The sequence below is a fragment of the Pseudomonas songnenensis genome (assembly GCF_003696315.1).
Taxonomy (GTDB): Bacteria; Pseudomonadota; Gammaproteobacteria; order Pseudomonadales; family Pseudomonadaceae; genus Stutzerimonas; species Stutzerimonas songnenensis.
Window position 1 is genome coordinate 319,938 of the sequence record NZ_RFFN01000002.1, and the last position, 23,593, is coordinate 343,530.

General features: G+C 63.3%; 29 protein-coding genes. 12 read left to right on the forward strand and 17 right to left on the reverse strand.

Translation table 11 applies throughout. The features are described 5' to 3' along the window. Positions 1-7: 7 nt before the first annotated feature. Genes EA798_RS05840 through EA798_RS05850 form a run of 3 tightly spaced genes read right to left on the reverse strand, consistent with a single transcriptional unit; the run spans position 8 to position 1,448 of the window. Positions 8-421 (reverse strand): curli assembly protein CsgF, encoded by a 414-nt coding sequence (locus EA798_RS05840; RefSeq protein WP_106158073.1) that lies wholly within the window; start codon positions 419-421, stop codon positions 8-10. Beyond that, positions 418-801 (reverse strand): curli production assembly/transport protein CsgE, encoded by a 384-nt coding sequence (gene csgE / locus EA798_RS05845; protein WP_106158074.1) that lies wholly within the window; start codon positions 799-801, stop codon positions 418-420. The genes EA798_RS05840 and csgE overlap by 4 nt, the downstream gene beginning before the upstream one ends. After that, the gene (locus EA798_RS05850) at positions 798-1,448 is read right to left on the reverse strand and encodes a helix-turn-helix transcriptional regulator (RefSeq protein ID WP_106158075.1); all 651 of its coding nucleotides are present in this window, start codon (positions 1,446-1,448) and stop codon (positions 798-800) included. Before EA798_RS05850 ends, csgE begins: the two co-directional genes overlap by 4 nt. 247 nt (positions 1,449-1,695) lie before the next feature. On the opposite strand from EA798_RS05850, the gene EA798_RS05855 reads away from it, so the two are divergent. The 3 genes from EA798_RS05855 to EA798_RS05865 all read left to right on the forward strand — a co-directional run bounded on the left by EA798_RS05855 (position 1,696) and on the right by EA798_RS05865 (position 3,917). After that, on the forward strand, positions 1,696-2,331 hold the full coding sequence (locus EA798_RS05855; protein WP_122098368.1) for a LysE family translocator: 636 nt from the start codon (positions 1,696-1,698) through the stop codon (positions 2,329-2,331). A 75-nt stretch (positions 2,332-2,406) separates the two neighbouring features. Further along, positions 2,407-2,862, forward strand: coding sequence for a VOC family protein (locus EA798_RS05860; RefSeq protein WP_106158077.1), 456 nt, complete (start codon positions 2,407-2,409; stop codon positions 2,860-2,862). An 80-nt stretch (positions 2,863-2,942) separates the two neighbouring features. Beyond that, entirely contained in the window at positions 2,943-3,917 is a 975-nt protein-coding gene (locus tag EA798_RS05865) for an SDR family oxidoreductase (RefSeq protein WP_122098369.1), read from the forward strand. Between the two features lie 7 nt (positions 3,918-3,924). Here the strand turns inward: EA798_RS05865 and metR are convergent, their stop codons facing one another. Together metR and EA798_RS05875 are read right to left on the reverse strand one after the other, a co-directional pair. Continuing rightward, the gene (gene metR / locus EA798_RS05870; RefSeq protein ID WP_003280225.1) at positions 3,925-4,851 is read right to left on the reverse strand and encodes a transcriptional regulator MetR; all 927 of its coding nucleotides are present in this window, start codon (positions 4,849-4,851) and stop codon (positions 3,925-3,927) included. A gap of 156 nt (positions 4,852-5,007) precedes the next feature. After that, entirely contained in the window at positions 5,008-5,598 is a 591-nt protein-coding gene (locus EA798_RS05875) for an exopolysaccharide biosynthesis protein (protein ID WP_106158080.1), read from the reverse strand. 161 nt (positions 5,599-5,759) lie between these two features. Here EA798_RS05875 and metE point away from each other — a divergent pair, with 161 nt between their 5' ends. Further along, positions 5,760-8,060, forward strand: coding sequence for a 5-methyltetrahydropteroyltriglutamate--homocysteine S-methyltransferase (gene metE / locus EA798_RS05880; protein ID WP_122098370.1), 2,301 nt, complete (start codon positions 5,760-5,762; stop codon positions 8,058-8,060). A gap of 48 nt (positions 8,061-8,108) precedes the next feature. Here the strand turns inward: metE and glpD are convergent, their stop codons facing one another. Beyond that, on the reverse strand, positions 8,109-9,653 hold the full coding sequence (gene glpD / locus EA798_RS05885) for a glycerol-3-phosphate dehydrogenase (protein ID WP_122098371.1): 1,545 nt from the start codon (positions 9,651-9,653) through the stop codon (positions 8,109-8,111). Positions 9,654-9,725: 72 nt separating this feature from the next. On the opposite strand from glpD, the gene ybaK reads away from it, so the two are divergent. Further along, positions 9,726-10,196 (forward strand): Cys-tRNA(Pro) deacylase, encoded by a 471-nt coding sequence (gene ybaK, locus EA798_RS05890; protein ID WP_122098372.1) that lies wholly within the window; start codon positions 9,726-9,728, stop codon positions 10,194-10,196. 131 nt (positions 10,197-10,327) lie between these two features. Then, positions 10,328-11,413: a diguanylate cyclase gene (locus EA798_RS05895; RefSeq protein ID WP_106158084.1), complete on the forward strand. Its 1,086-nt coding sequence runs from the start codon at positions 10,328-10,330 to the stop codon at positions 11,411-11,413. Positions 11,414-11,452: 39 nt separating this feature from the next. Here the strand turns inward: EA798_RS05895 and EA798_RS05900 are convergent, their stop codons facing one another. Continuing rightward, entirely contained in the window at positions 11,453-11,845 is a 393-nt protein-coding gene (locus EA798_RS05900) for a YgaP family membrane protein (protein ID WP_122098373.1), read from the reverse strand. Positions 11,846-11,926: 81 nt separating this feature from the next. Further along, positions 11,927-12,451, reverse strand: coding sequence for an ankyrin repeat domain-containing protein (locus EA798_RS05905; RefSeq protein WP_122098374.1), 525 nt, complete (start codon positions 12,449-12,451; stop codon positions 11,927-11,929). A gap of 296 nt (positions 12,452-12,747) precedes the next feature. Here EA798_RS05905 and EA798_RS05910 point away from each other — a divergent pair, with 296 nt between their 5' ends. Further along, positions 12,748-12,966, forward strand: coding sequence for a DUF3820 family protein (locus tag EA798_RS05910; protein ID WP_122098375.1), 219 nt, complete (start codon positions 12,748-12,750; stop codon positions 12,964-12,966). A 25-nt stretch (positions 12,967-12,991) separates the two neighbouring features. Here the strand turns inward: EA798_RS05910 and EA798_RS05915 are convergent, their stop codons facing one another. Continuing rightward, on the reverse strand, positions 12,992-13,522 hold the full coding sequence (locus EA798_RS05915; protein ID WP_106158087.1) for a hypothetical protein: 531 nt from the start codon (positions 13,520-13,522) through the stop codon (positions 12,992-12,994). 246 nt (positions 13,523-13,768) lie between these two features. Here EA798_RS05915 and EA798_RS05920 point away from each other — a divergent pair, with 246 nt between their 5' ends. The 3 genes from EA798_RS05920 to EA798_RS05930 all read left to right on the forward strand — a co-directional run bounded on the left by EA798_RS05920 (position 13,769) and on the right by EA798_RS05930 (position 16,715). After that, complete coding sequence (locus EA798_RS05920; protein ID WP_122098376.1) at positions 13,769-14,419, forward strand: c-type cytochrome; 651 nt, start codon at positions 13,769-13,771, stop codon at positions 14,417-14,419. Further along, positions 14,416-15,339, forward strand: a complete 924-nt coding sequence (locus EA798_RS05925; RefSeq protein WP_122098377.1) for a c-type cytochrome — start codon at positions 14,416-14,418, stop codon at positions 15,337-15,339. Before EA798_RS05920 ends, EA798_RS05925 begins: the two co-directional genes overlap by 4 nt. A gap of 254 nt (positions 15,340-15,593) precedes the next feature. Next, positions 15,594-16,715 carry a beta-ketoacyl-ACP synthase III gene (locus tag EA798_RS05930; protein ID WP_106158090.1) on the forward strand — a complete coding sequence of 374 codons (1,122 nt, stop codon included), beginning with the start codon at positions 15,594-15,596 and terminating at the stop codon, positions 16,713-16,715. Between the two features lie 18 nt (positions 16,716-16,733). Here the strand turns inward: EA798_RS05930 and EA798_RS05935 are convergent, their stop codons facing one another. The 5 genes from EA798_RS05935 to EA798_RS05955 all read right to left on the reverse strand — a co-directional run bounded on the left by EA798_RS05935 (position 16,734) and on the right by EA798_RS05955 (position 20,319). Further along, positions 16,734-17,141, reverse strand: a complete 408-nt coding sequence (locus EA798_RS05935) for a SufE family protein (RefSeq protein ID WP_122098378.1) — start codon at positions 17,139-17,141, stop codon at positions 16,734-16,736. Further along, positions 17,138-18,343, reverse strand: a complete 1,206-nt coding sequence (locus tag EA798_RS05940) for an aminotransferase class V-fold PLP-dependent enzyme (RefSeq protein WP_122098379.1) — start codon at positions 18,341-18,343, stop codon at positions 17,138-17,140. The genes EA798_RS05935 and EA798_RS05940 overlap by 4 nt, the downstream gene beginning before the upstream one ends. A gap of 75 nt (positions 18,344-18,418) precedes the next feature. Then, entirely contained in the window at positions 18,419-19,453 is a 1,035-nt protein-coding gene (dapD, locus tag EA798_RS05945; RefSeq protein ID WP_122098380.1) for a 2,3,4,5-tetrahydropyridine-2,6-dicarboxylate N-succinyltransferase, read from the reverse strand. 43 nt (positions 19,454-19,496) lie between these two features. Then, positions 19,497-19,868 (reverse strand): ArsC family reductase, encoded by a 372-nt coding sequence (locus EA798_RS05950; RefSeq protein WP_122098381.1) that lies wholly within the window; start codon positions 19,866-19,868, stop codon positions 19,497-19,499. 121 nt (positions 19,869-19,989) lie between these two features. Next, positions 19,990-20,319, reverse strand: coding sequence for a thioredoxin family protein (locus EA798_RS05955; RefSeq protein ID WP_106158095.1), 330 nt, complete (start codon positions 20,317-20,319; stop codon positions 19,990-19,992). 127 nt (positions 20,320-20,446) lie between these two features. Here EA798_RS05955 and EA798_RS05960 point away from each other — a divergent pair, with 127 nt between their 5' ends. After that, the gene (locus tag EA798_RS05960) at positions 20,447-20,692 is read left to right on the forward strand and encodes a hypothetical protein (RefSeq protein WP_015276332.1); all 246 of its coding nucleotides are present in this window, start codon (positions 20,447-20,449) and stop codon (positions 20,690-20,692) included. Positions 20,693-20,706: 14 nt separating this feature from the next. Next, on the forward strand, positions 20,707-20,868 hold the full coding sequence (locus tag EA798_RS20615) for a hypothetical protein (RefSeq protein WP_165362540.1): 162 nt from the start codon (positions 20,707-20,709) through the stop codon (positions 20,866-20,868). Positions 20,869-20,908: 40 nt separating this feature from the next. On the opposite strand, the gene dapC is transcribed toward EA798_RS20615, so the two are convergent. From dapC to EA798_RS05975, 3 genes are read right to left on the reverse strand one after another with little or no spacing between them, the layout of a single operon-like run. Continuing rightward, complete coding sequence (gene dapC / locus EA798_RS05965; protein WP_122098382.1) at positions 20,909-22,105, reverse strand: succinyldiaminopimelate transaminase; 1,197 nt, start codon at positions 22,103-22,105, stop codon at positions 20,909-20,911. Positions 22,106-22,155: 50 nt separating this feature from the next. After that, positions 22,156-22,821: a COG3650 family protein gene (locus EA798_RS05970; protein WP_122098383.1), complete on the reverse strand. Its 666-nt coding sequence runs from the start codon at positions 22,819-22,821 to the stop codon at positions 22,156-22,158. Positions 22,822-22,879: 58 nt separating this feature from the next. Then, entirely contained in the window at positions 22,880-23,590 is a 711-nt protein-coding gene (locus EA798_RS05975) for a DUF3108 domain-containing protein (RefSeq protein ID WP_106158098.1), read from the reverse strand. Positions 23,591-23,593: the final 3 nt, after the last annotated feature.

Genomic DNA, 23,593 nt, shown 5'->3' on the forward strand with positions numbered 1-23,593 from the left:
CCTTGGGTCATTTGCCGATGATGATTTCGGACATTTCGCCGGTGAGCCGGTCGGTGATTTCGACGATTAGCATGCCGGCGTCGCCGTTGTAGACACGCACGAAGAAGTCGTCAGTGGTTATCGCGCCAGTCTTGCCGTCTCTGGCGTCGTTGAGCAGATCATTCAACAGACGTGATTCGAGCTGGCTGGTGAAGCGATCCAGTGTCGACTGTTTGCCCAGCAGCGAGGAGCGATCCAGAGCGTCCGGGTCCTTCTTGCTGTTCTGGGCCTGCGCGTTGCCCAGCAGCCAGGCACCGTTGAGCGGGCTGCCGCCGAAGGATGGATTGATCGGGGTGTAGACCAGTTCAGTGGCGCTGGCGCCAGCACTGAGCAGCAGGCTGCCGAGCAGCGCGCCGAGCGTCTTGCGGGTTTGCTGTTTCATAACTCGTCCTTGGCCATGTCTATGTTGTCTTCGAACAGCGCTTCGATCTTGCGCCGGTTGATCTCCTCCACCACGAAGTCGGCCGCCTCGTAGGCCGGCTCCTTCATGTCCGCCACGTTGGGCTGCAGGAAGCGGCGATACAGCGTCTGGTTCTCGTGCTCGACCCAGACCAGAACGCCCCAGCGCGCCGAGGGCCTTTCCTTGACGGCAAGGTTGAAGTCCAGGCCGCTGATGTCGTTCAGGCGTTCGCAGAAGCGCACGTAGAATTCGTGTCCGGAGCGGGAGATGGTGTTGTTGGTGATGAAGCCCTGCAGCTCGGCTTCGTCGCCGTGGGCGCTCAGGCCCAACAGCAGCAGAAGCAGTGCGGCGGTGCGTTTCACGACACCGCCTCGCCGACGTGGGCCAGCACCAGTGATGCCCCCTGCGCGCGATTGCTGGCGCCGAGCTTGCGCAGCGCGTTGTGCACGTGGCTCTTGATGGTGTGGATGCTCAGGTGCAGCTTTTCACCGATGGCAGCATTGGACAGGCCTTGCCCGGCAAGGGCGAGGATCTGCTTTTCCCGCAGCGTCAGTTCGTCGATCACCTGATGCGAGTTGCTGAGCTGGCGGTAGCGGCACAGCAGCGTTTCCATCAGCTGCCTGGGTAACCAGTCGCCGCCCGCCAGCATGGCCTGGACCCCACGCACGAAGATGTTGCGTGGGGTTGCGCGGTAGAACACGCCGCGGATCCATGGGTGCGTTTCGACCAATCGCCGCGCCTGCTCCGGCTGGGCATTGATCAGCGCTACCGGGGCGTCGCCGATCTGCCGCAGCAGATGGATGCATTCGTCGCGGTCGAAGCTGGCGATGTCGAGCAGGATCAATGCCGCGTCCGCCTGCTCCGGTCGCGGTGCGGTCATATGGACGAGGGTGCAGTCGGGGCCGTCATGCAGATGCTGGCGCAGCGTGCTGTGGAGAAGCCTGCTGGCGGAAAGCAGCATCACGCGAGGATGGGTGGGCTGGAAAGCCGACACAGCTTGATCGTTCATTCGCATGTCCTTTGCTGAATGTGGGTGGGAATCCGTAATTTCCCGTACTCGTCAGTGGTGCGTTACGGAGCGCACTTGAAAGTAGTTCAGCTATGCGACAAAAAAAAGTCAAAAGTTGAAATAGGTGTCAGATTGCCGACGAAGCGTGATTGGAAAGTTCTGCTGGTAGCGCTTCAGCGTTGGCCCTAGAGTCGGGCTTCTGAACGGAAGCCGCTCATGCGGCCTGATGGACTAAGGAGATTGGCAAATGGGTGATCCGCTCTTCTGGCTGGTGTTCCTTTCGGCTGCGCTGGCACTGAATCTGTCGCCCGGGCCGGATCTGCTCTACGTGATTTCGCGCACCCTGAGTGGCGGCCGCCGCATCGGCATCATTTCCGCCTGTGGCGTATGCAGCGGTGCGCTGGTGCACGTGGCGTTCGCCGCGCTGGGCATCTCGGCCATCCTCGCCACTTCGGCGCTCGCGTTTACGGTGGTCAAGTACGTCGGTGCCGCCTACCTGCTGTATCTCGGCTATCAGGCACTGCGCTCGGCCGGGAGCGGAGCGTCGTTGGCCTTGCAAGCCGCGCCACGTACCTCGGCCTGGAAAGCCTATCGTCAGGGTGTGCTGGTCGATTTGCTGAATCCCAAGGCCGCCATTTTCTTCATGGCATTCCTGCCGCAGTTCGTTCGCCCCGAGCATGGTGCGGTACCGCTGCAATTGCTGGTACTTGGCGTGCTGGTGGTCGTGGTGGCGATCATTGTCGAAAGCGCGCTGGTTTTGCTGGCGGCCCGGGCCTCGCAGACGCTGCGCAACAATCCGGCCGTCAGCCAGTGGCTCGACCGGGCGCTGGGCTCGGTGCTCATCGCCCTCGGCATCCGGCTGGGCTTGAGCGAGCGCATCTGAAGGGAATTTGATCCGCTCTGCGCGGCTCTCAACAGGAGAGGGCCGGCAACCGGCCGTCCATGATGGGAGCTGCGTATGTCACAGCAGAGCAAGAACACCTCGGCCAGCCTGATCCCCTGTCTTCGCTATCGCGACGTGGACAAGGCCATCGATTGGCTGTGTCACGCCTTTGGTTTCGAGTGCCAGCGCCTGTACCGCGACGAACAGGTCGGCATCACCCACGCACAGCTGGCTTTCGGCAACGGCATGCTGATGGTCGGGCCGGTGGTGGATTCCGCGTACGGCCAGCAGCTGCGCCAGCCCGACGAGATTGGCGGCGCATCGACCCAGGGCATCTACGTGATCGTCAACAGCGCCGATGCGCTCTACGCCCAGGCCAAGGCGGCCGGTGCGCAGATCGTCGTCGAGCTCAAGGATGAGGACTACGGCGGTCGCGGCTTCACCTGCCGGGACCTCGAAGGGCATCTGTGGAGCTTCGGCACCTACGACCCCTGGGCCGACGAGGCCGCCGGGACGGTCGCTCAGGCCTGAGCGCGCCGACCACCGGGGGGAATGATCTCGCCGTTGTCGCTGTCACCTTAACTACGACAGCAGACTGCGGAGGAACGGCGATGGCCCACGGAAATCTCTACGGCGCCCTGGTGGTACTCACCGGCGCGTCCAGTGGCATCGGTCGCGCCGCTGCCCAGGCGTTTGCCCGCCAGGGCGCGCGACTGGTGCTTGCTGCGCGCGACGTCGAAGCGCTGACGGAAACCGCCGAAGAGTGCCGGGCGCTCGGTGGCGAAGTCCTGGTAGTAGCCACCGACGTCACCCATAGCGACGAGGTCGAAGCGCTGGCCAGCGCCGCGGCGGAGTTTGGTCAGGGGCGTATCGATGTGTGGATCAACAATGCCGGTATCGGCGCGGTCGGCGCGTTCGACGAGACGCCACTGGATGCCCATGAACAGGTGGTGCAGACCGATTTGCTCGGCTATCTGCGCGGCGCCCATGTGGTGCTGCCGTATTTCAAGCAGCAAAAGAGCGGAGTGCTGATCAATACGCTGTCGGTCGGCAGCTGGGTAGCGCAGCCGTTCGCGGCAGCCTATTCGGCCAGCAAGTTCGGCCTGCGCGGCCTGTCCCAGGCGCTGCGCGGCGAACTGGGCGCCTGGCCGGGGATTCATATCTGCGATGTGTATCCCGGCATTGTCGATACCCCCGGCTTTCGCGACGGCGGCAACTACGCCGGACGCTCGTTGCAGCCGCCGCCACCGCTGCTCGATCCACGTCAGGTGGCCGATGCCATGGTCAGTCTGGCCCTGCATCCGCGTCACACCACGTCGGTCGGTGCGACTGCCACAGTGCTGCGCCTGGCGCATTTCCTCACCCCGGGCTTCGATCGTATCAATGGACTGCTGACCGGTTTCGCACTTGGCCGCGCGCAGCGAGTGGCGCCTTCGTCAGGCAACCTCTTTCATCCGCCGCTGGGCCAGCGGCGCATCGATGGCGGCTGGCGCTCGTCGCCGGATGATGACAAGCGCTGGCTGTTGATCGGTGGAGTGGCTGCCGGATTGATCGGCCTTGGTGTGTGCCTGGCGCGGCGGCGCTGAGCGGCTGTCAGCGCACCTTCGGCGCGGCACTGACGCCTTCGAGCGTGGCGAAGGAGGTGTCCTTGGCGGTAAGCAGGAAGTCGCGCATGAAGGGTGAATCGAGCATGTCGGCGCGGATGCCCGCATAAAGCGTGGCGAACAGCCCTTTGTCGCCCAGCCGTTTGGCGGTGACGTAGCCCCGCGAGCTGTACTCGTGCAGCGCCCAGTTCGGCAGCGAACAGACACCGCGTCCCGAGGCCACCAGCTGCATCATCATCACCGTGAGTTCCGAGGTGCGTACCTGCGCCGGTTCGATATCGGCCGGTTCGAGGAAGCGGGTGAAGATATCCAGGCGGTCACGCTCGATGGGGTAGGTGATCAGCGTTTCGCTGGCCAGGTCTTCCGGGCGGATGTACGGCCGCGTGGCCAGTGCATGCTGGTTCGCCACCGCCAGCAGCGCCTCGTAGGTGAACAGTGGCACGTAGGTGATGCCGGGCAGCTCCAGCGGATCGGAGGTGACCACCAGATCCAGATCGCCACGCGCCAGGGCCGGCAACGGGGCGAAGGAGAAGCCCGAAGCCAGATCCAGTTCGACTTCGGGCCAGGCATCGCGGAACTGGTCGATGGTTGGCATCAACCACTGGAAGCAGCTGTGGCACTCGATGGCCATGTGCAGGCGGCCGGCGGTGCCGCCGGCCAGGCGGGCGAGGTCACGCTCGGCACTGCGCAGTTGCGGCAGCATCAGATCCGCCAGTTGCAGCAGGCGCAGGCCGGCACTGGTGAAACGCACCGGGCGGGTCTTGCGCACGAACAGCTGCAGGCCGAGGCGTTCTTCCAGTTCCTTGAATTGATGGGAAAGCGCCGACTGCGTCAGGTGCAGGCGCTCGGCGGCTTCGACGAGACTGTCGGTTTCCCGAAGTGCATGAAGCGTCTTCAGGTGACGAATTTCCAGCATGTCGAACTACCTTGCGAAGCGGGAGCATGGTGCCGCTGAAAGGCAGGCGCGGCGTCCCGGAAATGGATATGCAAATGAGCGATGCTCATCCGCCGCAAGTGTCTCTTAGCATTCGGATGCTGTCGAGTCGCCGCTATGCGTTGGGGCTGGGCACCATCAGAACCAGAGCCGCGAAACCATGTAGGCCAGGCCAAAGAAGAACAGCAGCGCGGCAACGATCATCGCGCCGTCGCGGGCCATCATGCCCAGCCCCAGCACGCTCAACGCCGCGCCGGCAGTGGAGTTGCCGAACGGGATCAGCTCCAGCGGCGGCATGGTGGCCGCGATTGCCAGGCACAGCACGGCATTCAGCCGATTCGCCAGGCCGTTGGTAAGGAAGGTCAGCCGCCGCTTGAGCAGCCGGTCGACGAAGCCGGCAATGCGATGCAGGAAGGCTATGGCCTTGTCGTACTTGCTGCGCGAGGCGCTACGGCGCAACAGCCATTTGGGCAGCCAGAAGTGCTTGCGGCCGATCAGCAGCTGAAGCGCGATCAACGAAACCATCACCGCGAACACGCTGGGCAATCCCGGAATGCCCGACAGCGGCGAGAACACCAGCAGGCCTGGCACCAGCAACAGGGCACCGAAGCTGCGCTCATCGGTGGCCTGCAGCATGCACTCGATGGATACCGGCTGGTCGGCTTCGCCGGCCTGTTCGAGACGCTGCAGCAGGCTTTCGAGGTTCTGCGGTGGCTGATCCGGGTTCATGAACACGCCTGGTAGGAGGAGGTTTCTTTTAGAGCCCCGAGGCGTCGAAATGCTCCTGCATGAATATTTCTATATTTCAAATGTAATTACGTGAGTTTGTTTCACGCAGTCATGGCGCGGACAATCAGCCCATTCATGCAGAACGACATTTGGAGTGAGAAATGGCTGTAGCGCACAACCTCGGTTTTCCACGCATTGGTGCGGACCGCGAGCTGAAGAAAGCCCTGGAGGCATATTGGAAGGGCGAGCTGGACGAGCAGGGGTTGCGCCTGGTTGGTCGTCAGCTGCGTGCACAACACTGGCAAGCCCAGGCCGATGCCGGCATCCAGCTGCTGCCGGTAGGCGACTTCGCCTGGTATGACCAGGTTCTTACGCACTCGCTGATGTTCGGCGTGGTGCCGCAGCGCTTCCGCCCGGCCGATGGCCAACCGACGCTGGACACGCTGTTCGCCATGGCCCGTGGCGTGACGCACAGCTGCTGCGGTGGCGGCCAGGCCCAGGAGATGACCAAGTGGTTCGATACCAACTATCACTACCTGGTGCCGGAGTTCAGCGCCGATCAGCAGTTCCAGCTGTCCTGGTCGCAACTGTTCGAGGAAGTCGAAGAAGCGCTGGCGCTCGGCCATGCGGTCAAGCCGGTGCTGATCGGCCCGCTGACCTACCTGTGGCTGGGCAAAGCCAAGGGCGAGGCGTTCGACAAGCTCGAGCTGCTCGAACGACTCTTGCCGGTCTACGGCGAGGTGCTCGACCGTCTGGCGGCGCAGGGCATCGAGTGGGTGCAGATCGACGAGCCGATCCTCGCCCTCGACCTGCCGCAGGATTGGAAGAATGCCTTCGAGCGCGCCTACAACCTGCTGCAGCGCGCCCCGCTGAAGAAGCTGGTCGCCACCTACTTTGGCGGACTGGAGGATAACCTCAGCCTGGCGGCGGCGCTGCCGGTGGACGGCCTGCATATCGATCTGGTGCGTGCGCCGGAGCAGTACCCGCTGATTCTCGACTGGTTGCCGACCTACAAGGTGCTGTCGTTGGGGTTGGTCAATGGGCGCAACGTCTGGCGCTGCGACCTGGAGAAGGCCCTGGAGGTGGCGCGGCATGCCGCCGAGCGGCTGGGTGACCGCCTCTGGCTGGCGCCGTCCTGCTCCCTGCTGCACAGCCCGGTGGACCTTGAGCGCGAGGACCGGCTCGATCATGAACTGAAAGGCTGGTTGGCCTTTGCCGTACAGAAATGCGCCGAAGTGGCGACCCTGGCCCGAGCCATCAACGAGCCGACGAACGAGGATGTCGCGGTCGAGCTGGCGCGCAGCCGTGCGGTGCAGGCGGCACGTCAGCACTCGCCACGCATCCACAAGCCGCAGGTCCAGGCACGCCTGAATGCCATCCAGCCACAAGACAGCCAGCGTACCTCGGTGTTCGCTGCGCGCATCGAACACCAGCGCGCGCGGCTCGACCTGCCGGCGTTCCCCACCACGACCATCGGCTCGTTCCCGCAGACGCCGGCTATCCGTCTGGCGCGGCAAGCCTACAAGCAGGGCCGGTTGCCGCTCGGTGATTACACCGAGGCGATGCAGGCCGAGATCCGCCATGCGGTGGCGGTGCAGGAGCAGATCGGCCTGGACGTGCTGGTGCATGGCGAAGCGGAGCGCAACGACATGGTCGAGTACTTCGCCGAGCAGCTCGATGGCTATGCCTTTACCCGGTTCGGCTGGGTACAGAGTTACGGCTCGCGCTGCGTGAAACCGGCGGTGATCTACGGCGACCTCAGCCGTCCGCAGCCGATGACCGTCGACTGGATTCGCTACGCCCAGCAGCAGACCGACCGGGTGATGAAGGGCATGCTCACCGGCCCGGTGACCATGCTGATGTGGTCGTTCGCTCGTGAGGACGTGTCGCGGGAGGTTCAGGCACGGCAGCTGGCGCTGGCGATCCGCGACGAGGTGTGCGATCTGGAAGCCGCCGGCATCCGCATCATCCAGATCGACGAGGCGGCGTTCCGCGAGGGCTTGCCGTTGCGTCGCGCGCAGTGGCAGCACTATCTGGACTGGGCGGTCGAGGCGTTCCGTCTGTGTGCCAGCGGCGTGCGCGACGAGACGCAGATCCACACGCACATGTGCTACAGCGAGTTCAACGACGTCATCGAGTCCATCGCGGCGATGGATGCCGATGTCATCACCATCGAGACCTCGCGCTCGCAGATGGAGCTGCTCGAAGCCTTCCGCGCCTTCGACTATCCCAATGACATCGGCCCGGGGGTCTACGACATCCACTCGCCACGCGTTCCGGATACTGCCGAAATGGTGCAGCTGCTGGAGAAGGCCGCCGAGCGCATCCCGGCCGAGCGGCTCTGGGTCAATCCGGATTGCGGGCTGAAGACCCGCGCCTGGCCGGAGACCGAAGCGGCGCTGGTGAACATGGTGGCGGCTGCCCGTCAGCTGCGTGCCTCGCGCAACGCCAAGGTCGCCTGAGGTCGACGCGGGCGCAGCGCTCCAGTGCGGGCGCTGCGCCGTGGTGCGTCAGCCCTGGGCGACGTGGTCGAAGTGGGTCAGGCGCTCGGCTGTCCGGCTGTCCAGATAACGCTGCAGCAGTGCGACTTCCGCGGGCTGCATGAACAGGCCGAGCTTGGTGCGGCGCCAGAGGATGTCTTCTGCCGTCTGCGCCCATTCCTCGACCATCAGGTAGTCCACCTCACGCGCGTGCAGGCCGGCGCCAAAACACTCGCCAAGGTCCTGCAGCGAATCGGTGCCCTTGAGCAGCAGCCAGCTGCGGCTGCCATAGGTGCGTGCCCAGCGCCGGGCGATCGGACCGGGCAGCCATGGATAACTGGCGCAGAGCGCGTGGGCCAGAGCCGATGGCTCGTCCAGATGCTCACCGCCAGGCAGGGCGGCGTCGTGCGTCCAGGGCTGTGTCATTTCGGGAAACAGCGGCGCCAGCTGCGCCAGTGCCGCTTCGGCGAGCTTGCGATAGGTGGTCAATTTGCCGCCGAATACCGAGAGCAACGGTCCCTCACCGGCGCTGTTGCTGAGTGTCAGCGTGTAATCGCGGGTGATCGCCGAGGGCTGGTCGGACTCGTCATCGCAAAGCGGTCTGACCCCGGCATAGCTGTAGCGGATATCGGTGCGACTCAGTTGATGCTTGAAGTGCGCGTTGACGATGGCCAGCAGGTAGTCGATTTCTTCGTCGGTGATTTGCACCCGCGCCGGGTCGCCGTGGTACTCGTGGTCGGTGGTGCCGATCAGGCTGAACTGGCCGAGGTACGGCGTGATGAACACGATGCGCCGGTCCTCGTTCTGCAGGATGTAGGCGTGCTCACCTTCATAGAGTTGCGGCACGATGATATGGCTGCCCTGGATCAGGCGCATGCCGTGCGGGGATGTCTGCCGGAGTTGCTCTTCGATGAACGAAGCCACCCAGGGGCCGGTGGCGTTGACCAGGGCGCGTGCGCGGATCGAAAACCGGCTGCCATCCTCACGTTCCAGATGCAGGTGCCAGAGCGCCTTGCTGCTGCGCGCACTGACGCAGCGAGTGCGGGTGTGGATATGGGCCCCCAGCTCGCGTGCCGCCATGGCATTGAGAACCACCAGCCGGGCGTCATCGACCCAGCAATCGGCGTACTCGAAACCATGGGTGATCTCGTCCTTGAGCGGGCTGTCAGCACCGAAACGCAGGCTGCGCGAACCGCCGAGTTTCTCGCGCTTGCCGAGGTGATCGTAGAGAAACAGCCCGGTACGGATCATCCACGACGGCCGCAGATGCGGGCGGTAGGGCAGCACGAAGCGTAGCGGGGTGATGATGTGCGGCGCCTTGGCCAGCAGCACTTCGCGCTCGGCCAGCGCTTCGCGGACCAGGCGCAGCTCGTAGTGTTCGAGATAACGCAGCCCACCGTGTACCAGCTTGCTGCTGGCGGAGGAGGTATGGCCGGCCAGGTCGCCCTGTTCGCAGAGGAACACCGACAGGCCGCGCCCGGCCGCATCGGCGGCGATGCCTGCGCCATTGATGCCGCCGCCCACCACGGCCAGGTCGTAGACTTCCGCGAGCGGTGCAAGAAGAGGATGATTCATGGGCGCTTATAACTACCGATTCTTTGTCGCCTTACGTTACCGCCATTCATCAATCATTAGCACTACAAAGCCATGACACCTGCCATCGACCTGTTGAAAAAAGCCCGAGCCGAACACGCCGTACACAGCTACGAGCACGATCCCAAGTCTGCGTCCTATGGTCTGGAGGCGGCGGAAAAGCTCGGGCTGGAGCCGGCACGGGTATTCAAGACGCTGCTCGCCTGTAGCGAGAAGAACGAGCTACTGGTCGCCGTGGTGCCCGTCGCCGGCACCCTCGATCTCAAGGCGCTGGCCCAGGCGGCCGGTGTGAAGAAGGTGGAGATGGCCGATCCGATGGCGGCCCAGCGGGCCACCGGTTATCTGGTCGGTGGTATCAGTCCGCTGGGGCAGAAGAAGCGCCTGCGTACCTTTATCGACAGTTCTGCGCAGGCGCAGGCGAGCATCTACGTCAGCGCCGGTCGTCGCGGGTTGGAAGTGGAGCTGGCGCCAGCCGTGCTTGCCGAGCATACGAACGCCGTATTCGCTGCAATCGGGCGTGCCTAGAGATCCGTCACACCGTTTTTTGCTGACGTCTGGGTTTTTAATTCTGCTGCAAAAAACAAGGTTTTTCTTTCCATGGCGTGATGGCGTCGAGCTATATTGAGTGCTCCGCCGGCTGCCAGACGAGATCCTCCTTGAATTTATCCGCCGTGGTTACGAGGCCAGGATCCTTCGCGGTGCGCGCCTTCTTTCCCAGAGCCATCGGGCTGGCGGTCGGTTTCATCTGTGTGGCTGCCGTCTTGCTGGACAGACAAACGCCCGGGTGGGTGTGGGGGGTGCTGGTCGGCTTCTGTTTCATCTGGCCATCGCTGGCGCTGAGCCTGTCCCAGCGGGCCCGCTCAGCAACCATCAGCGAACGCCGATTCGTGTTGTTCGACTCGCTGATGGGTGGTTTCTGGGTCGCCACGATGGGATTCAATGTGCTGCCTTCGGCCATGCTGGTATCGATGATGGCGATGAACAACACCGCCACCGGCGGTGCGCGATTCGTCTTGCAGGGTTTGTCGGCACAGTTGATCGGCGCGGGGCTGTCGGTGCTGGTACTGGGTTTCGAGTTTTCCCCGTATACCAGTCAGCTGCAGATGTATGCATGTCTGCCGATGCTGGTGGTGCATCCGTTGACCATCGGCATGGTGCTCTATCGCCTGGCATCTCAACTCGGCGAAAACAAGCGGGCGCTGCGCAGCCTGAGCCGCACCGACAGCCTCACCGGTCTGTTCAATCGTGGGTACTGGAACGAGTTGCTACAGCTGGAGTTTTCCCACTGCCAGGCCACCCGCGGCGTGGCCAGCCTGGCACTGATCGATCTGGACAATTTCAAGCTGGTCAATGACCGGCATGGCCATGTCATCGGAGACGAGCTGTTGCGTCAGGTCGGCCAGTGCATTCGGCGCAATCTGCGTGCCGAGGACATGCCTGGGCGTTACGGTGGGGATGAATTCTGCGTCGTCCTGCCGGGCGCACGTGCACAGGACGCCTGGGAAGTGCTCGAGCGACTGCGCACCGAAATTGCCGCGTTGGACTTCCCGCTGGCGCCCAAGCTGAGCGCCAGCCTGAGCATCGGCATTGCCGAGTGCGACCCGCGCATGAGTGATGTACTCGCCTGGGTACATGCCGCGGATTCGGCGTTGTACGACGCCAAGCGCCTCGGGCGCAATCGCATTTCCCTGGCGCAGCCGCTGCAGCGTGACGATGCCGCGGTGGCACTCGCTACGGACTGACTGGTTCAGCAGTACGGCTGGCCAAGGCGGTTTACCCGGTCAGGAGTGGCTGCGGGTGGCTTCGAGCGCCGAGCGCTCGTGCTGGATTTCCGCGGCGGTGCGCAGCCCCAGGCGGCGAAACAGCGGTAGCGGTGGACACCAGCCCTGCAGCGCGTGCTGCAGCAGAAAGCCGCCCACCACCATCGGAATACCGAGGAACTTGCGGTTGACCGTCAGGCCCAGTACAGCACCGGCTACGACCAGCGTTGCCGCATTCGCTTCCAGGGTACGCTCGATGTCCCATTCCCGATCCAGCTCGCGCAGCCGATGGCCGATCTGTTGCGGGTGCTGTCGGTAGTACGCCACCGAGCGCTCGGTGCGCAGTCGAATCTGCTGGTTGACGTGTTCGGCGGTGTGCGCAGGAACCCTGTTCACGGTCGAGGGCAGTGCCATGGGAGTCGCCTCCTGTCTGCAGTTGGCGGGGATGACTTCACTGCATTAGGTCGGCGATGGTCCCGGCACGTTCAGTGCGCATCATGCGCCAAGGCGCTGGAGCAATGCCTCGGTGTCGGCCGCGCCCATCATGCGTGCCGCGGCCAGCGCCGTTGCACCATGGCTATCGCTGGCCCGCGGATCGGCGCCCTGCGTCGCCAGGTGCTCGACGATTGCCACGCGGTTGAACATTGCGGCCATCATCAGGGCGGTCTTGCCATCCTCACAGCGGCTTTCGACGTCGGCGCCGTGCTCGAGCAACAATTCGACCATCGCCAGGTCACCCTTGAACGCCGCGCCGGCGAGCGGTGTGTGCCCGCGACGGTTACGCAGCTGCGGATCGGCGCCGTGTTGCAGCAGTATCCGGCTGGCTTCCAGGTGGCCGTGGTAGCTGGTGAGCATCAGCAGGCTGTCGCCGGCGTGGTTGCAGAGGTTGGCTGGCATGCCCTGGGTAAGCAGTTCACCGAGGCGTACGCTGTCACCGCCGCGGGCGCTATCGAATACCTGCTCGGCAAAGGCCAGGGTGGCGTCATCCAGCTCCGGTAGTGGTTTGGGCGCTTGCGACATGACTGTTCTCCGTTCGACAGTAGGGCGGCTTCGTTTGCTGACTTGTGTGCAATTGTCCAGCCGCCGGCCGGGCTGTGCCAGGCAAGGCTTTCTATACGGCGGATAGCGCTGCTGTATGTCATGCATCAGCAATGCGAAGAAAATCGGTGCGCTCTCAAGACCCGGCGACCTGCGATTCTGGTCAGATGTTCCGAGTGGTGAGCAAGCAGCCGGCAGTCAGGTTCGCGGTCACGGCCCAGCACCAAAACGGTCCGGTTGTGGCAGTATCAGGCGCCCGTGACCCTGCTGCCTCCATCATGAAGCCTGAAGATCTCGAACGTCTGGTGACGCAGACGATGCCATACGGTAAATACAAAGGCCGGTTGATCGCCGATCTGCCCGGCCATTACCTCAACTGGTTCGCCCGCGCTGGTTTTCCGCCCGGCAGTCTCGGCCAGCTACTCGCGCTGATGCACGAGATCGATCACAACGGGCTCTCGGCCTTGCTCGAGCCGCTACGCCGGCGCAAGGCGTAGTGGCTGGTCCCGGCACGGCTGGCCGCTACTGCCCGAGTTCCTGGCGCAGCGCTTCCAGAGCAGGCGCTGCATAGATGCCCACTTCCACCGCCAGCTCCATCAGCCGCGGCACGTCGCAGGTATAGACCAGGACTGCCTGCAGCTCGTCATCCAGTGGTTCGCTGAAGTCCACCAGCACGTAGCCGCCTTTCTCGGGATAGAGGCTGCTCAGCTGCACCTGGATGCGATTCAGCGCCGTCAGTGGCTCGGTCCTGGCTAGCTGCTTGGGCTTGAGAACGAAGGTCACGCTGTCGCCGAATGAGGCGACGATCTCGCTAAAGAGCGTCTGGTAATCATCCGCCTGGAACAGCACTGTTTCCGGAAGGCTGCCCACTACGACCCATTCGCCCAGCGGGATGGGGAAGCTGTCGTCGTAGTTGATGTCGGGATTGGCCTTCAGAAAGGCTTGCGGATCAGCGTAGGCCTGGGCGGCCTCATCGGCGACGCGGGCGATTTCATCATCAGTCATGCAGCCGGAGCTGATGAGTGTGATCAGTTCGGCAAGTTGGTCTTTCATGGGCAGTCCTGCGGTAGTGAGCGCGCAAGGATAACCAAGCTCATCGGTTCATGCGCGTCTGCCAGGCGGGCGTACCGCTGTGTTAGGCATATGCAAAGCAGTTCTAAGCTTATTCTGTTTCTGGAGGGCTGCCGCTGCGCTGTGTTAGCGTCCCGTCTGCGACAAGCTGCCGCACACGTACAAGAGCGTCGGGATAACGACACCGGTGGCGCGACAGCATAACTACAACAGCTGATGAGGCCTTTCATGAAACTAACTCGCTGGCCCTTGGCCGGTGTGGCTGCGTTGTTGCTGACAATGCAGGCACAGGCTGCCGACGGGCAAAAGATCTATGCGCAGGGGGGCGCCAATCCTGCCGCGATGGCATGTGGCACCTGCCACGGTGCCGATGGCATGGGGATGGCGGCTGCAGGCTTTCCGCGCCTTGCAGGAATTGATGCCGCGTACACGCGCAAGCAACTTGCAGACTTCCGCTCGGGTAGCCGAGCCAATCCGATCATGCAGCCGATCGCTGCTGCGCTGACCGATGACGAGATCCAGGCGATTGCTGCGACCCTGGAGGCGATGCCTGCACCGTCCTACGCCGCGATCGGTCGTGCGGAGAAAACCGAAGGTGCCGGCGCCACGCTGGCATTGCGAGGCGCCTGGGGGCGCAACATTCCCGAGTGCGTGGCTTGTCATGGGCCGGGCGGCGTGGGTGTCGGCGAGAGCTTTCCGCCGCTGGCTGGGCAGTCGGCGCAGTACCTCAGTGCGCAGCTCAATGCCTGGCGTCAGGGTACGCGCAAGAACGATCCGAACGACCTGATGGGGCATATCGCCCGCTCCATGACCGATGCCGAGGTTCAGGCGGTATCGGAATACTTCGCCAGCGTGGGACTCAAGGAGGTCAGCCAATGAGAGCGCACCTGATGCTCGGCCTGCTGGCCATGGCTGTCGGCAGCCCGCTGCATGCTGCCGAAATCAAGATGGACGACCAGTCGCAGCTGACTCAGCAGACGTCGAAGGACGCCGGCGAGCAGTATTTTCAGCCGCCCAAGGAGAGCGAGCTGCCCGCCAACGCCTACGGGGAGCTGGTTCAGCAGGGGCGGGCGATTTTCGTCGACACTCAGAAATATGCGGCCGAATACGTCGGCAATGGCATGAACTGCACCAATTGCCACATCGAGCAAGGTCGCAAGGCCAACTCCGCTCCGCTGTGGGGCGCCTATCCGATGTATCCGGCCTACCGAAAGAAGAATGACAAGGTCAACAGCTACGCCGAGCGGGTGCAGGGCTGCTTCCAGTTCAGCATGAACGGCAAGCCGCCGGCCGCCGATAGTCACGTGATCAATGCATTGACGGCCTATTCCTACTGGCTCTCCACCGGAGCGCCGACCGGCCAGGAACTGCCGGGACGTGCCTACCCGGAGGTTCCACAGCCGAAGGCGGGATTCGACCTTGCCAAGGGCAAGCAGATCTATGCCGAACAGTGTGCGATCTGCCATGGCGATAGCGGGCAGGGGCAGAAGGCCGGCGACGGTTATGTCTTCCCGCCGCTCTGGGGCAAGGATTCGTTCAACTGGGGCGCCGGCATGCATCGGATCAATACCGCGGCTGCGTTCATCAAGGAGAGCATGCCGCTGGGCAAAGGTGGATCGCTCAGTGACGACGACGCCTGGCATGTCGCGGCCTATATGAACAGCCATGAGCGGCCACAGGATCCGCGGCTGGTCGAAGGCTCCGTGGAGAAGACGCGCGTGCGCTATCACGCCAACGACGGCGTCAATCTCTATGGCCAGGAAGTCGGCGGAGTCGTGCTTGGGCAGGGCATAAAATAGAACTGCCAAGTACCTTGTCGAACCAAAGAGGGCGCCATTTGGCGCCCTCTTCATATTTGGACTGCATGGTCACGCGTAGATCCGTCAAATGGCTTAATTCCTGCCCCTGGAATCTGTGCAATGTTACGGATTCTTTCAGCTTTTCATGCACAATAGCCGCCATAAGAGGCGCTGGAATGATCGTGGTTGGCCAAGGCTAGCCGCCGTACCGTCCCACCGTCAGTACGATCAAGCCCTATTCGAGAGGAACGACTGTGTACAACGTCGTCATCAGCGGTACCGGCCTTTATACCCCTGCCAGCAGTATCTCCAACGACGAACTGGTGGAGTCCTTCAACAGCTACGTGCACCGCTTCAATAGCGAAAATGCCGCGGCCATCGAGGCCGGCGAGATCCAGCCGCTGGCCGAGTCGAGTTCCGCATTCATCGAGAAGGCCTCCGGCATCAAAAGCCGCTATGTCACTGACAAGGCCGGCATCCTTGATCCGGAGCGCATGGTCCCGCGCATCCCGGAACGCAGCAATGACGAGTGGTCGATTCTCTGCGAGATGTCGGTCAAGGCAGCCGAAGAAGCGCTGGCCCGCGCCGGCAAGACGGCGGCCGATATCGATGGTGTGATCGTCGCCTGTTCGAATCTGCAGCGCGCCTATCCGGCCATCGCCATCGAGGTGCAGGCCGCCCTCGGCATCAAGGGCTTCGGCTTCGACATGAACGTTGCCTGCTCGTCCGCGACCTTCGGTATCCAGAACGCGGTCAACAGCATCAAGCTGGGCCAAGCGCGCGCGATTCTCATGGTCAACCCGGAAATCTGCACCGGGCACATGAACTTCCGCGACCGCGACAGCCACTTCATCTTCGGCGACGCCTGCACCGCGGTCGTCATCGAGCGTGAAGACCTGGCCACCTCCGCGCATCAGTGGGAAGTGCTTAGCACCAAGCTGGTAACCGAGTTTTCCAACAACATCCGCAACAACTTCGGCTTCCTCAACCGCACCGCCGAAGAGTACATGAGCAATCCGGACAAGCTGTTCATCCAGGAAGGCCGCAAGGTGTTCAAGGAAGTCTGCCCGATGGTGGCGGAGCTGATCGGTGAGCATCTGGGCGAGAACGGCATTGCGGTAGAGTCGGTCAAGCGCTTCTGGCTGCACCAGGCCAACCTGAACATGAACCACCTGATCGTGCGCAAGCTGCTCGGCCGTGACGCCACCGAGCAAGAGGCACCGGTGATTCTCGACACCTACGCCAACACCAGTTCGGCCGGCTCGGTGATCGCGTTCCACAAGCATCAGGACGACCTGCCCAGCGGCAGCCTGGGCGTGCTCAGCTCGTTCGGCGCCGGCTATTCGATCGGCAGTGTGATCCTGCGCAAGCGCTGATCACCATTTCTGGCCGGATCAGCCGGTCAGCTCACGCATTCGCTGCAGCACGGCGTTCATGCCGTTGCTGCGCGAGGGCGATAGCTGTCGTGACAGCCCAAGGCGATTGAACCAGTCGGCCATGTCCACCCCCGCCAGCTCACCCGCATCCAGACCGTTCACCCTCGCCAGCAGCACGGCCAACAGGCCACGAATCAGTCGGGCATCACTGGCCGCGCGAAAATGCCATCGGCCCGCATGTGGCGCGCCCACCAGCCACACGCGACTTTCGCAGCCCGATACCAGATTGGCTTCGCTACGCTCACTCTCGTCCAGCGGTTCCAGCCGTTCGCCCCACTGCATCAGCAGGCGTGCGCGCTGCTCCCAACCGGATGCCTGGCCGAAGGTGTCCAGCGCCTCGGCGGCCGCTTGCGGCAGAGCAGTCATCGCAACAGCGCCAAGGACTGATCCAGCGCGCTGAAGAAGCGCTCGAGGTCGGTTTCATCGTTGTACAGCCCGAGCGAGACGCGCGTGGCGCCATCCAGACCGAGGTGCTTCATCAGCGGCATGGCGCAGTGATTGCCGCTGCGCACGGCGATGCCCTGTTCGGTGAGCAGGTGACCCAGGTCGGCGTGATGCACGCCATCGACGACGAAGCTGGCGAGGGCGACTTGCGGGGAGCCGAGCAGGTGGATGCCGTCGCGTGCGGCAAGCCCGGCGAGCAGTTGATCATGCAATGCCTGTTCGTGGCGCTCGATCGCGGCAACGTCGAGCCCGGCCAGATAGTCCAGCGTGGCACCGAGGCCAATGACGCCAGAGATCGGTGGCGTTCCCGCCTCGAAACCCAGTGGCGCGGCATGGAACTCGGCGCTCTGGTAGTCGGCGATCCGCACCATCTCGCCGCCGAACTGCCAGTGACGCAGCTGCAGCAGCGATTCGCCGCGGCCATAGAGCGCACCGACGCCGTCGGGCCCGTAGAGCTTGTGGCTGGACAGCACATAGAAGTCGCAGCCAAGAGTGGTCATGTCATGGCGACCATGAACCACGCCTTGCGCACCATCGACGACAGTCAGCGCGCCCTGTGCCTTGGCCAGGCGCAGCAGCGGGTCGAGCGGCTGCCAGCAGCCGAGCACGTTGGACAGCTGACTCACTGCCAGCAGCCGCGTGCGCGGGCCGATCAGCGCGGCAGCCGCAGTGAGGTCGATACGCCCGGAGGCATCGATGGGCAACACCTGCAACCTGGCATTGCGACGTTTGGCCAGCTGTTGCCAGGGCAGCAGATTGGCGTGATGTTCGAGGGCGCTGATGACGATCTCATCGCCGGCTTCGATCAGGTGCTCCAGTCCGTAGGCGAGCAGATTCAGAGCTTCGGTTGCGCCGCGGGTGAAGACGATTTCCGTCGGGCAGGCGGCATTCAACCACTTGGCCACCTTGATGCGGGCGTCTTCGTAGGCACGGGTGGCGCGTTCGGCAGGTTGGTGCTGGGCACGGTGCACGTTGGCCGCACCGCAGGTGTAGTAGCCGCTGAGGGCATCGATCAGCGCCTGCGGCTTCTGAGCCGTGGCGGCGCTGTCGAGGTAGGTCTGGCCTTGCGCTTCGAGCACCGCCAGAGCGGGGAAGTCGGCACGCCAGGGAGAGAGCAGGGCCATAAGCGGCGAACCTCCAGCTGCAGGGGATGCGGCAAGGCAGGCGCTCATGGCTCGCAGCTTGCCGCTGCTCCTGCGTCAGTTATGCGCGTGCAGCGCCTCGTTCAACTCGATGGCCGACTTGTGAGTCTTGCACTCCACTGCGCCGGTCTGTGAGTTGCGACGGAACAGCAGGTCACCCTGGCCGGCCAGTTCGCGGGCCTTGACCACTTTGACCAGCTGATCGTTCTCATCGAGCAGGCTGACCTTGGTTCCGGCGGTGATGTACAGGCCGGATTCCACGGTGTTGCGGTCGCCCAGCGGAATGCCGATGCCCGCATTCGCGCCGATCAGGCAGCCCTCGCCAACGGAAATCACGATGTTGCCGCCACCGGAGAGCGTGCCCATCGTGGAGCAGCCGCCACCCAGATCCGAACCCTTGCCGACGAACACGCCGGCCGAGACGCGGCCTTCGATCATCCCCGGACCCTGGGTGCCAGCATTGAAGTTGATGAAGCCCTCGTGCATGACGGTGGTGCCTTCACCCACATAGGCGCCGAGGCGCACGCGGGCGGTGTCGGCGATGCGCACGCCGGCCGGTACGACGTAATCGGTCATCTTCGGGAACTTGTCTACCGAGAAGACTTCCAGCAGATCGCCCTTCAGGCGCGCTTCCAGTTGGCGCTCGGCAAGCTCGCTCAGGTCCACGGCGCCCTGGTTGGTCCAGGCGACGTTCGGCAGCAGCGGGAAGATGCCAGTCAGGTTCAGACCGTGCGGCTTGGCCAGACGGTGGGAGAGCAGGTGCAGCTTGAGGTACGCCTCGGGGGTCGAGCTCAGCGGTGCGTCTTCGGCCAGCAGGGTCGCGACCAGCGGGCGCTGGCTCTCGGCCAGGCGGGTCAGCAAGGCGTACTGAGTGGCATCGAGCGGCTTGAGCGCATCGGCCAGCTGGGCTGCCTGGCTGGTCGTGATGGTGATGGCCTGATTGCCACCGGCGTAGCCGAGCAGCGGGGCAACGGCAGCTACCAGCTCGCCGGCCGGCTTCAGCAGTGGCTGGGCATAGAAGACTTCCAGCCAGTCGCCCTGGCGGTTCTGGGTGCCGACGCCAAAGGCGAGGCTGAATAGGGTTGCGGACATAGGATTTCCTTTTTTGTCGGCCGCGCCGTCTGGTGGGCGGCTATCAGTTCGGCGCCGCCACTGCGGCAGCGTAAAGATCTGGCTTGAAGCCGATCAGGGTTCTATCGCCCAGGTCGAGTACAGGGCGTTTTATCATCGACGGTTGGGCCAACATCAGCTCGATGGCCCGGGCCTGGTCAAGATCGGCCTTTGCAGCGTCGTCCAGCTTGCGGAAGGTGGTGCCTGCACGGTTGAGAACGGTTTGCCAGCCGTGTTCATTGCACCAGGCTTCCAGATGGGCGCGGTCTATGCCGGCGCTCTTGTAGTCATGGAAGTCGTAGTTCAGTCCGTGTTCGTCGAGCCAGGTACGGGCCTTTTTCATGGTGTCGCAGGCTTTGATTCCGTATAGGCACAAGCGTTGATCTGGTCCGGACATAAACGACTCTCCAAAGGCTCCTGTAAAACTGGACGGCGGATTATGCCACGGCTGGCCGCCGGATGAGCGTTAGCGCACATGCCGAGCGTTCGGATCGAAGCCACGCTCGCTGTCGCGAGGCTCAGTTCTTCCCCGTCTCGCCCAGGGCCTGATCGATTGCCTGGGCCTGCTGCGGCCGTACGACGCGCCCCAGCTCCTGACCGTTCTCCAGCAGGATCAGGGTCGGCCAGAGCTTGACGCGAAACGAGCGCCCCAACGGTCGCCCCGGACCATCTTCGATCTTCAGGTGACTGATGCCCTGCCGGTCGGCCAGCGCCTTGGCAATCCCCGGCTGCGCGGCACGGCAATGTCCGCACCATGCCGTGCCGAATTCCAGCAGCACCGGCCCGTGCATGGCATCGACTTCGGCTCGGCTGGGTTCGGTCTGCGCGTAGTGTTCAGTTGCGTTCATGGCGGGTCCTCCACATGTCCATTCAGGTTCGAGCCTGCCGCCAGACTGTCGTTCAGCCACTGCTCTCGACCTTTTACAGCGATGGTGTTGTCCATTGATGACAATCGCAACGGTGAGGTGACAAGTAATGGCGCGCAAGCATTTCGAGAATTTCGAAGCGATTTCTTCGGCGGTGCCTGCCGAGGATGCGTTCGAGGCGGTGATTGCGATCAAGCGACGCGACAGCGACGAGCATGTGCAGGTATTCAAGATCGCCGATGGTCGTCGCTACGACTTGGCATCCGAAGCCGATGCGATCGCCGAGGCAGCGTTGACTAAAGTGATAGAGGTCAGCGACGACGGCGAGCTGATCTGGGAAGAGCACGCAATCTGAACAGGAGGCGTTGTATGAGCGATCACGACGAGCGTACCGAGCGTGCGCGTGAGCCAGCGAATTCCGGCCAGCATGAGGAGCATCCGAAGGCGGATATTCCTGAGCACATGAAACCGGAAAACCTGGAGAAGCTGCGCGACTACGGCAAGGACATGATCCCGCCTGGCGTGGCTTGAGGGATCATCAAACCGGGCGGCCGGACCGCCCGGTGCGCTGTCAGAGCGTTTCGATGAAGTGGCGAATTCGCTGTGCTGCTTCGATGCACTCGGCTAGCGGTGCGACAAGCGCCATGCGCACGCGTCCGGCACCCGGTGAGGCACCATCCACCTCGCGTGACAGGTACGACCCGGGCACCACGGTGACGTGCTCGCGGGCGAAGAGCTCTCGGGTGAATTGCTGGTCATCCATCGGCGTTTTCGGCCAGAGATAGAAGCCGCCGTCCGGGCGTTGCACGTCCATGACCGGGGCGAGGATCTCAAGTACCGCATCGAATTTGGCGCGATACAGCTCGCGGTTGGCGCGCACGTGGATCTCGTCATTCCAGGCGGCGATGCTTGCCAGCTGGGTTTGCACCGGCATGGCGCAGCCGTGGTAGGTCCGGTAGAGCAGGAAGGCCTTGAGAATGTCGGCGTCACCGGCGACGAAGCCCGAGCGCAGTCCAGGGAGATTCGAACGCTTGGACAGGCTGTGGAAAACCACGCAGCGCTTGTAGTCGTTACGCCCCAGCGCGGCGCAGGCGGTCAGCAGGCCTGCTGGCGGATTGGCTTCGTCGAAATACAGTTCGCTGTAGCACTCATCCGCGGCGATGACGAAGTCGTGCTTGTCGGCCAAGGTGATCAGCTTCTTCAGCGTTTCGAGCGGTACGAGGGCGCCGGTCGGGTTGCCCGGCGAGCAGAGAAAAAGGATCTGGCAGCGTCGCCAGACTTCTGCCGGCACCGCATCGAAGTCCGGGTTGAAGCCATTCTGCTCCAGGCACGGCAGATAGTGCGGCGTGGCGCCTGCCAGCAACGCGGCGCCTTCGTAGATCTGATAGAACGGGTTGGGACTGACCACCAGGCCGTCCGTTTCTCGGTCGACCACCGCCTGCGTGAACGCGAACAAGGCTTCCCGCGTACCGTTCACCGGGAGCACATGCCGTGCAGGGTCCAGGGCATCGGCCGCGAGGCTGAAGCGCCGCTCGCACCACCGGGCAATGGTTTCACGTAACGCAGGAATGCCGAGGGTGGTCGGGTATACCGCCAGCTGATCGAGATTGTCTGCCAGCGCCTGGGCAACGAAGTCCGGCGAACGATGCTTGGGTTCACCGATCGATAGCGCGATGTGGCGCTTGTCAGTCGGGGCTTCGGCACCTGCGAGCAGGCCGCGCAGCTTTTCGAACGGGTAGGGATGCAGCAGATTCAGGGCGTTGTTCATGGGTGCTGTTCTTTCAGGATGAGCGCGGCGAACGCCCCGCATTCGTTGTTTCAGTCGTCGCGTCCGCCGCCATAGTAGGCGCAGCCGCGGAGAGTCTGGCCATCCAGGCGAAGTTCGGCGCTCAGGTGGCTGACGGTGCCGCTGGCACTGTCGACGCAGCGCTGCGGTGCAACCCAGAGGTCGAGTCGATGCTCATTGGCCTCACTGGTAAAACTGAGCTGGCCGCCAGGCAATTGCTCCTCAAGATAGGGCAGAGCAATGGGTGACTCCCCTTGGCGCACCAGCAACATGCCGCGCGTGGTCACTGTGACCATCCAGCCGGGCTCATGTCCGCTGGCGCGAAGGATCAGCTGCTTGAAGTTGTCCTCGTTGCAGCCATGACCTTCTCGCTGCAGCCGGTAGAGGCGAGTGAGAGAGAGCTGGCCATCACCGCCCGGCTTCGCCTGGCTGAGGACCCCACGCAAGTCGGCGAACAGTCGGTCCTGCTCATGGATCATCAGCGCCTGCGCTTCTTCCTGAAGTCCCGTTTTTCCGTCCAGCAGCGCCAGTGTCCGTTGCCCCTGGCAGCCCTGCAGGTGCAGCTGACCATTGATCTGCCGAACCTCGCCTTGCAGGCGCTCGGTTGCCGGTTGTGCCGGGGGGCGATCAGCGAAAAAGGACTGGCAACCCGCGAGGGGCAGGAGCAGTGCGGCCAATAGTAGGCGGGAAGGGATCATTCAGGAGGCCCGGCATGTTTCGAAGGAGCGGCAGCCCTGCGGCTGCCGCATAGATGATTCAGTTGCCTTTTACAGCCTTGCCACCGACGCGGCCTTCTTCGAGCATGATCTGGTATTCCTTGCCGTCGGTTTCCACCTGATGCAGGCGAACCAGCAGAAAGTCCCAGTCCTTGGCGAACCAGAGGATGGTTTCGCGCTTGCTCTGGGTCGGATCACGCACGCGCTCGACCTTGATCGCATCGACCTGACCGGCCTTGGTGCTGACCTTCTCTTCGCCAAGTACGCGGAAATCGTAGGTCTCGATTTCGTCGCCATCGACGACCTGGTAGCTCATGCTTTTCTTGCCTGCCGCCACTTCGTGCTGCAGGGCCAACTGGTAGGTGGACTTGTCCAACAGTCCGCGATGCAGCGGTAGCTTCACCGGATCGCCACGATCACTGCCTTCGACCTGCTTGTTGTCCCAGTCGAAACGATGCTCGACACGCTTTCCCTTACCCAGACCGCTGCGCTTGAGGCGATAGCTCAGCGGCAGAAAGGTATCGCCCTCGGTACGGAAGGTGCTGCGTTCGTTGAGGCTGGCGACCAGCATGGATGCGTCGAAATCCAGTCGCCAGCTTTTGTCATCCAGTTGCTCGAGGCTGCGCTGAGCGGTGCCGCTGACCGGCACCTGTTTCCAGTCTGCGGTATAGGTTGCGGAGAAGGGCTTGAGCTCCAGAGCTTGGACCGGCAGGGCCAGCACGGCGAGAGCAAGCAGCAAGGCGCGACGCATGTT

Excerpts from the sequence above, each read along its gene's own strand:
- EA798_RS05840 (WP_106158073.1), bottom strand. The coding sequence starts at position 421 with ATGAAACAGCAAACCCGCAAGACGCTCGGCGCGCTGCTCGGCAGCCTG.
- EA798_RS05850 (WP_106158075.1), bottom strand. The coding sequence starts at position 1,448 with ATGAACGATCAAGCTGTGTCGGCTTTCCAGCCCACCCATCCTCGCGTG.
- EA798_RS05855 (WP_122098368.1), top strand. The coding sequence starts at position 1,696 with ATGGGTGATCCGCTCTTCTGGCTGGTGTTCCTTTCGGCTGCGCTGGCA.
- EA798_RS05860 (WP_106158077.1), top strand. The coding sequence starts at position 2,407 with ATGTCACAGCAGAGCAAGAACACCTCGGCCAGCCTGATCCCCTGTCTT.
- EA798_RS05865 (WP_122098369.1), top strand. The coding sequence starts at position 2,943 with ATGGCCCACGGAAATCTCTACGGCGCCCTGGTGGTACTCACCGGCGCG.
- metR (WP_003280225.1), bottom strand. The coding sequence starts at position 4,851 with ATGCTGGAAATTCGTCACCTGAAGACGCTTCATGCACTTCGGGAAACC.
- EA798_RS05875 (WP_106158080.1), bottom strand. The coding sequence starts at position 5,598 with ATGAACCCGGATCAGCCACCGCAGAACCTCGAAAGCCTGCTGCAGCGT.
- metE (WP_122098370.1), top strand. The coding sequence starts at position 5,760 with ATGGCTGTAGCGCACAACCTCGGTTTTCCACGCATTGGTGCGGACCGC.
- glpD (WP_122098371.1), bottom strand. The coding sequence starts at position 9,653 with ATGAATCATCCTCTTCTTGCACCGCTCGCGGAAGTCTACGACCTGGCC.
- ybaK (WP_122098372.1), top strand. The coding sequence starts at position 9,726 with ATGACACCTGCCATCGACCTGTTGAAAAAAGCCCGAGCCGAACACGCC.
- EA798_RS05900 (WP_122098373.1), bottom strand. The coding sequence starts at position 11,845 with ATGGCACTGCCCTCGACCGTGAACAGGGTTCCTGCGCACACCGCCGAA.
- EA798_RS05905 (WP_122098374.1), bottom strand. The coding sequence starts at position 12,451 with ATGTCGCAAGCGCCCAAACCACTACCGGAGCTGGATGACGCCACCCTG.
- EA798_RS05910 (WP_122098375.1), top strand. The coding sequence starts at position 12,748 with ATGAAGCCTGAAGATCTCGAACGTCTGGTGACGCAGACGATGCCATAC.
- EA798_RS05915 (WP_106158087.1), bottom strand. The coding sequence starts at position 13,522 with ATGAAAGACCAACTTGCCGAACTGATCACACTCATCAGCTCCGGCTGC.
- EA798_RS05920 (WP_122098376.1), top strand. The coding sequence starts at position 13,769 with ATGAAACTAACTCGCTGGCCCTTGGCCGGTGTGGCTGCGTTGTTGCTG.
- EA798_RS05925 (WP_122098377.1), top strand. The coding sequence starts at position 14,416 with ATGAGAGCGCACCTGATGCTCGGCCTGCTGGCCATGGCTGTCGGCAGC.
- EA798_RS05935 (WP_122098378.1), bottom strand. The coding sequence starts at position 17,141 with ATGACTGCTCTGCCGCAAGCGGCCGCCGAGGCGCTGGACACCTTCGGC.
- EA798_RS05940 (WP_122098379.1), bottom strand. The coding sequence starts at position 18,343 with ATGGCCCTGCTCTCTCCCTGGCGTGCCGACTTCCCCGCTCTGGCGGTG.
- dapD (WP_122098380.1), bottom strand. The coding sequence starts at position 19,453 with ATGTCCGCAACCCTATTCAGCCTCGCCTTTGGCGTCGGCACCCAGAAC.
- EA798_RS05950 (WP_122098381.1), bottom strand. The coding sequence starts at position 19,868 with ATGTCCGGACCAGATCAACGCTTGTGCCTATACGGAATCAAAGCCTGC.
- EA798_RS05955 (WP_106158095.1), bottom strand. The coding sequence starts at position 20,319 with ATGAACGCAACTGAACACTACGCGCAGACCGAACCCAGCCGAGCCGAA.
- EA798_RS05960 (WP_015276332.1), top strand. The coding sequence starts at position 20,447 with ATGGCGCGCAAGCATTTCGAGAATTTCGAAGCGATTTCTTCGGCGGTG.
- EA798_RS20615 (WP_165362540.1), top strand. The coding sequence starts at position 20,707 with ATGAGCGATCACGACGAGCGTACCGAGCGTGCGCGTGAGCCAGCGAAT.
- dapC (WP_122098382.1), bottom strand. The coding sequence starts at position 22,105 with ATGAACAACGCCCTGAATCTGCTGCATCCCTACCCGTTCGAAAAGCTG.
- EA798_RS05970 (WP_122098383.1), bottom strand. The coding sequence starts at position 22,821 with ATGATCCCTTCCCGCCTACTATTGGCCGCACTGCTCCTGCCCCTCGCG.
- EA798_RS05975 (WP_106158098.1), bottom strand. The coding sequence starts at position 23,590 with ATGCGTCGCGCCTTGCTGCTTGCTCTCGCCGTGCTGGCCCTGCCGGTC.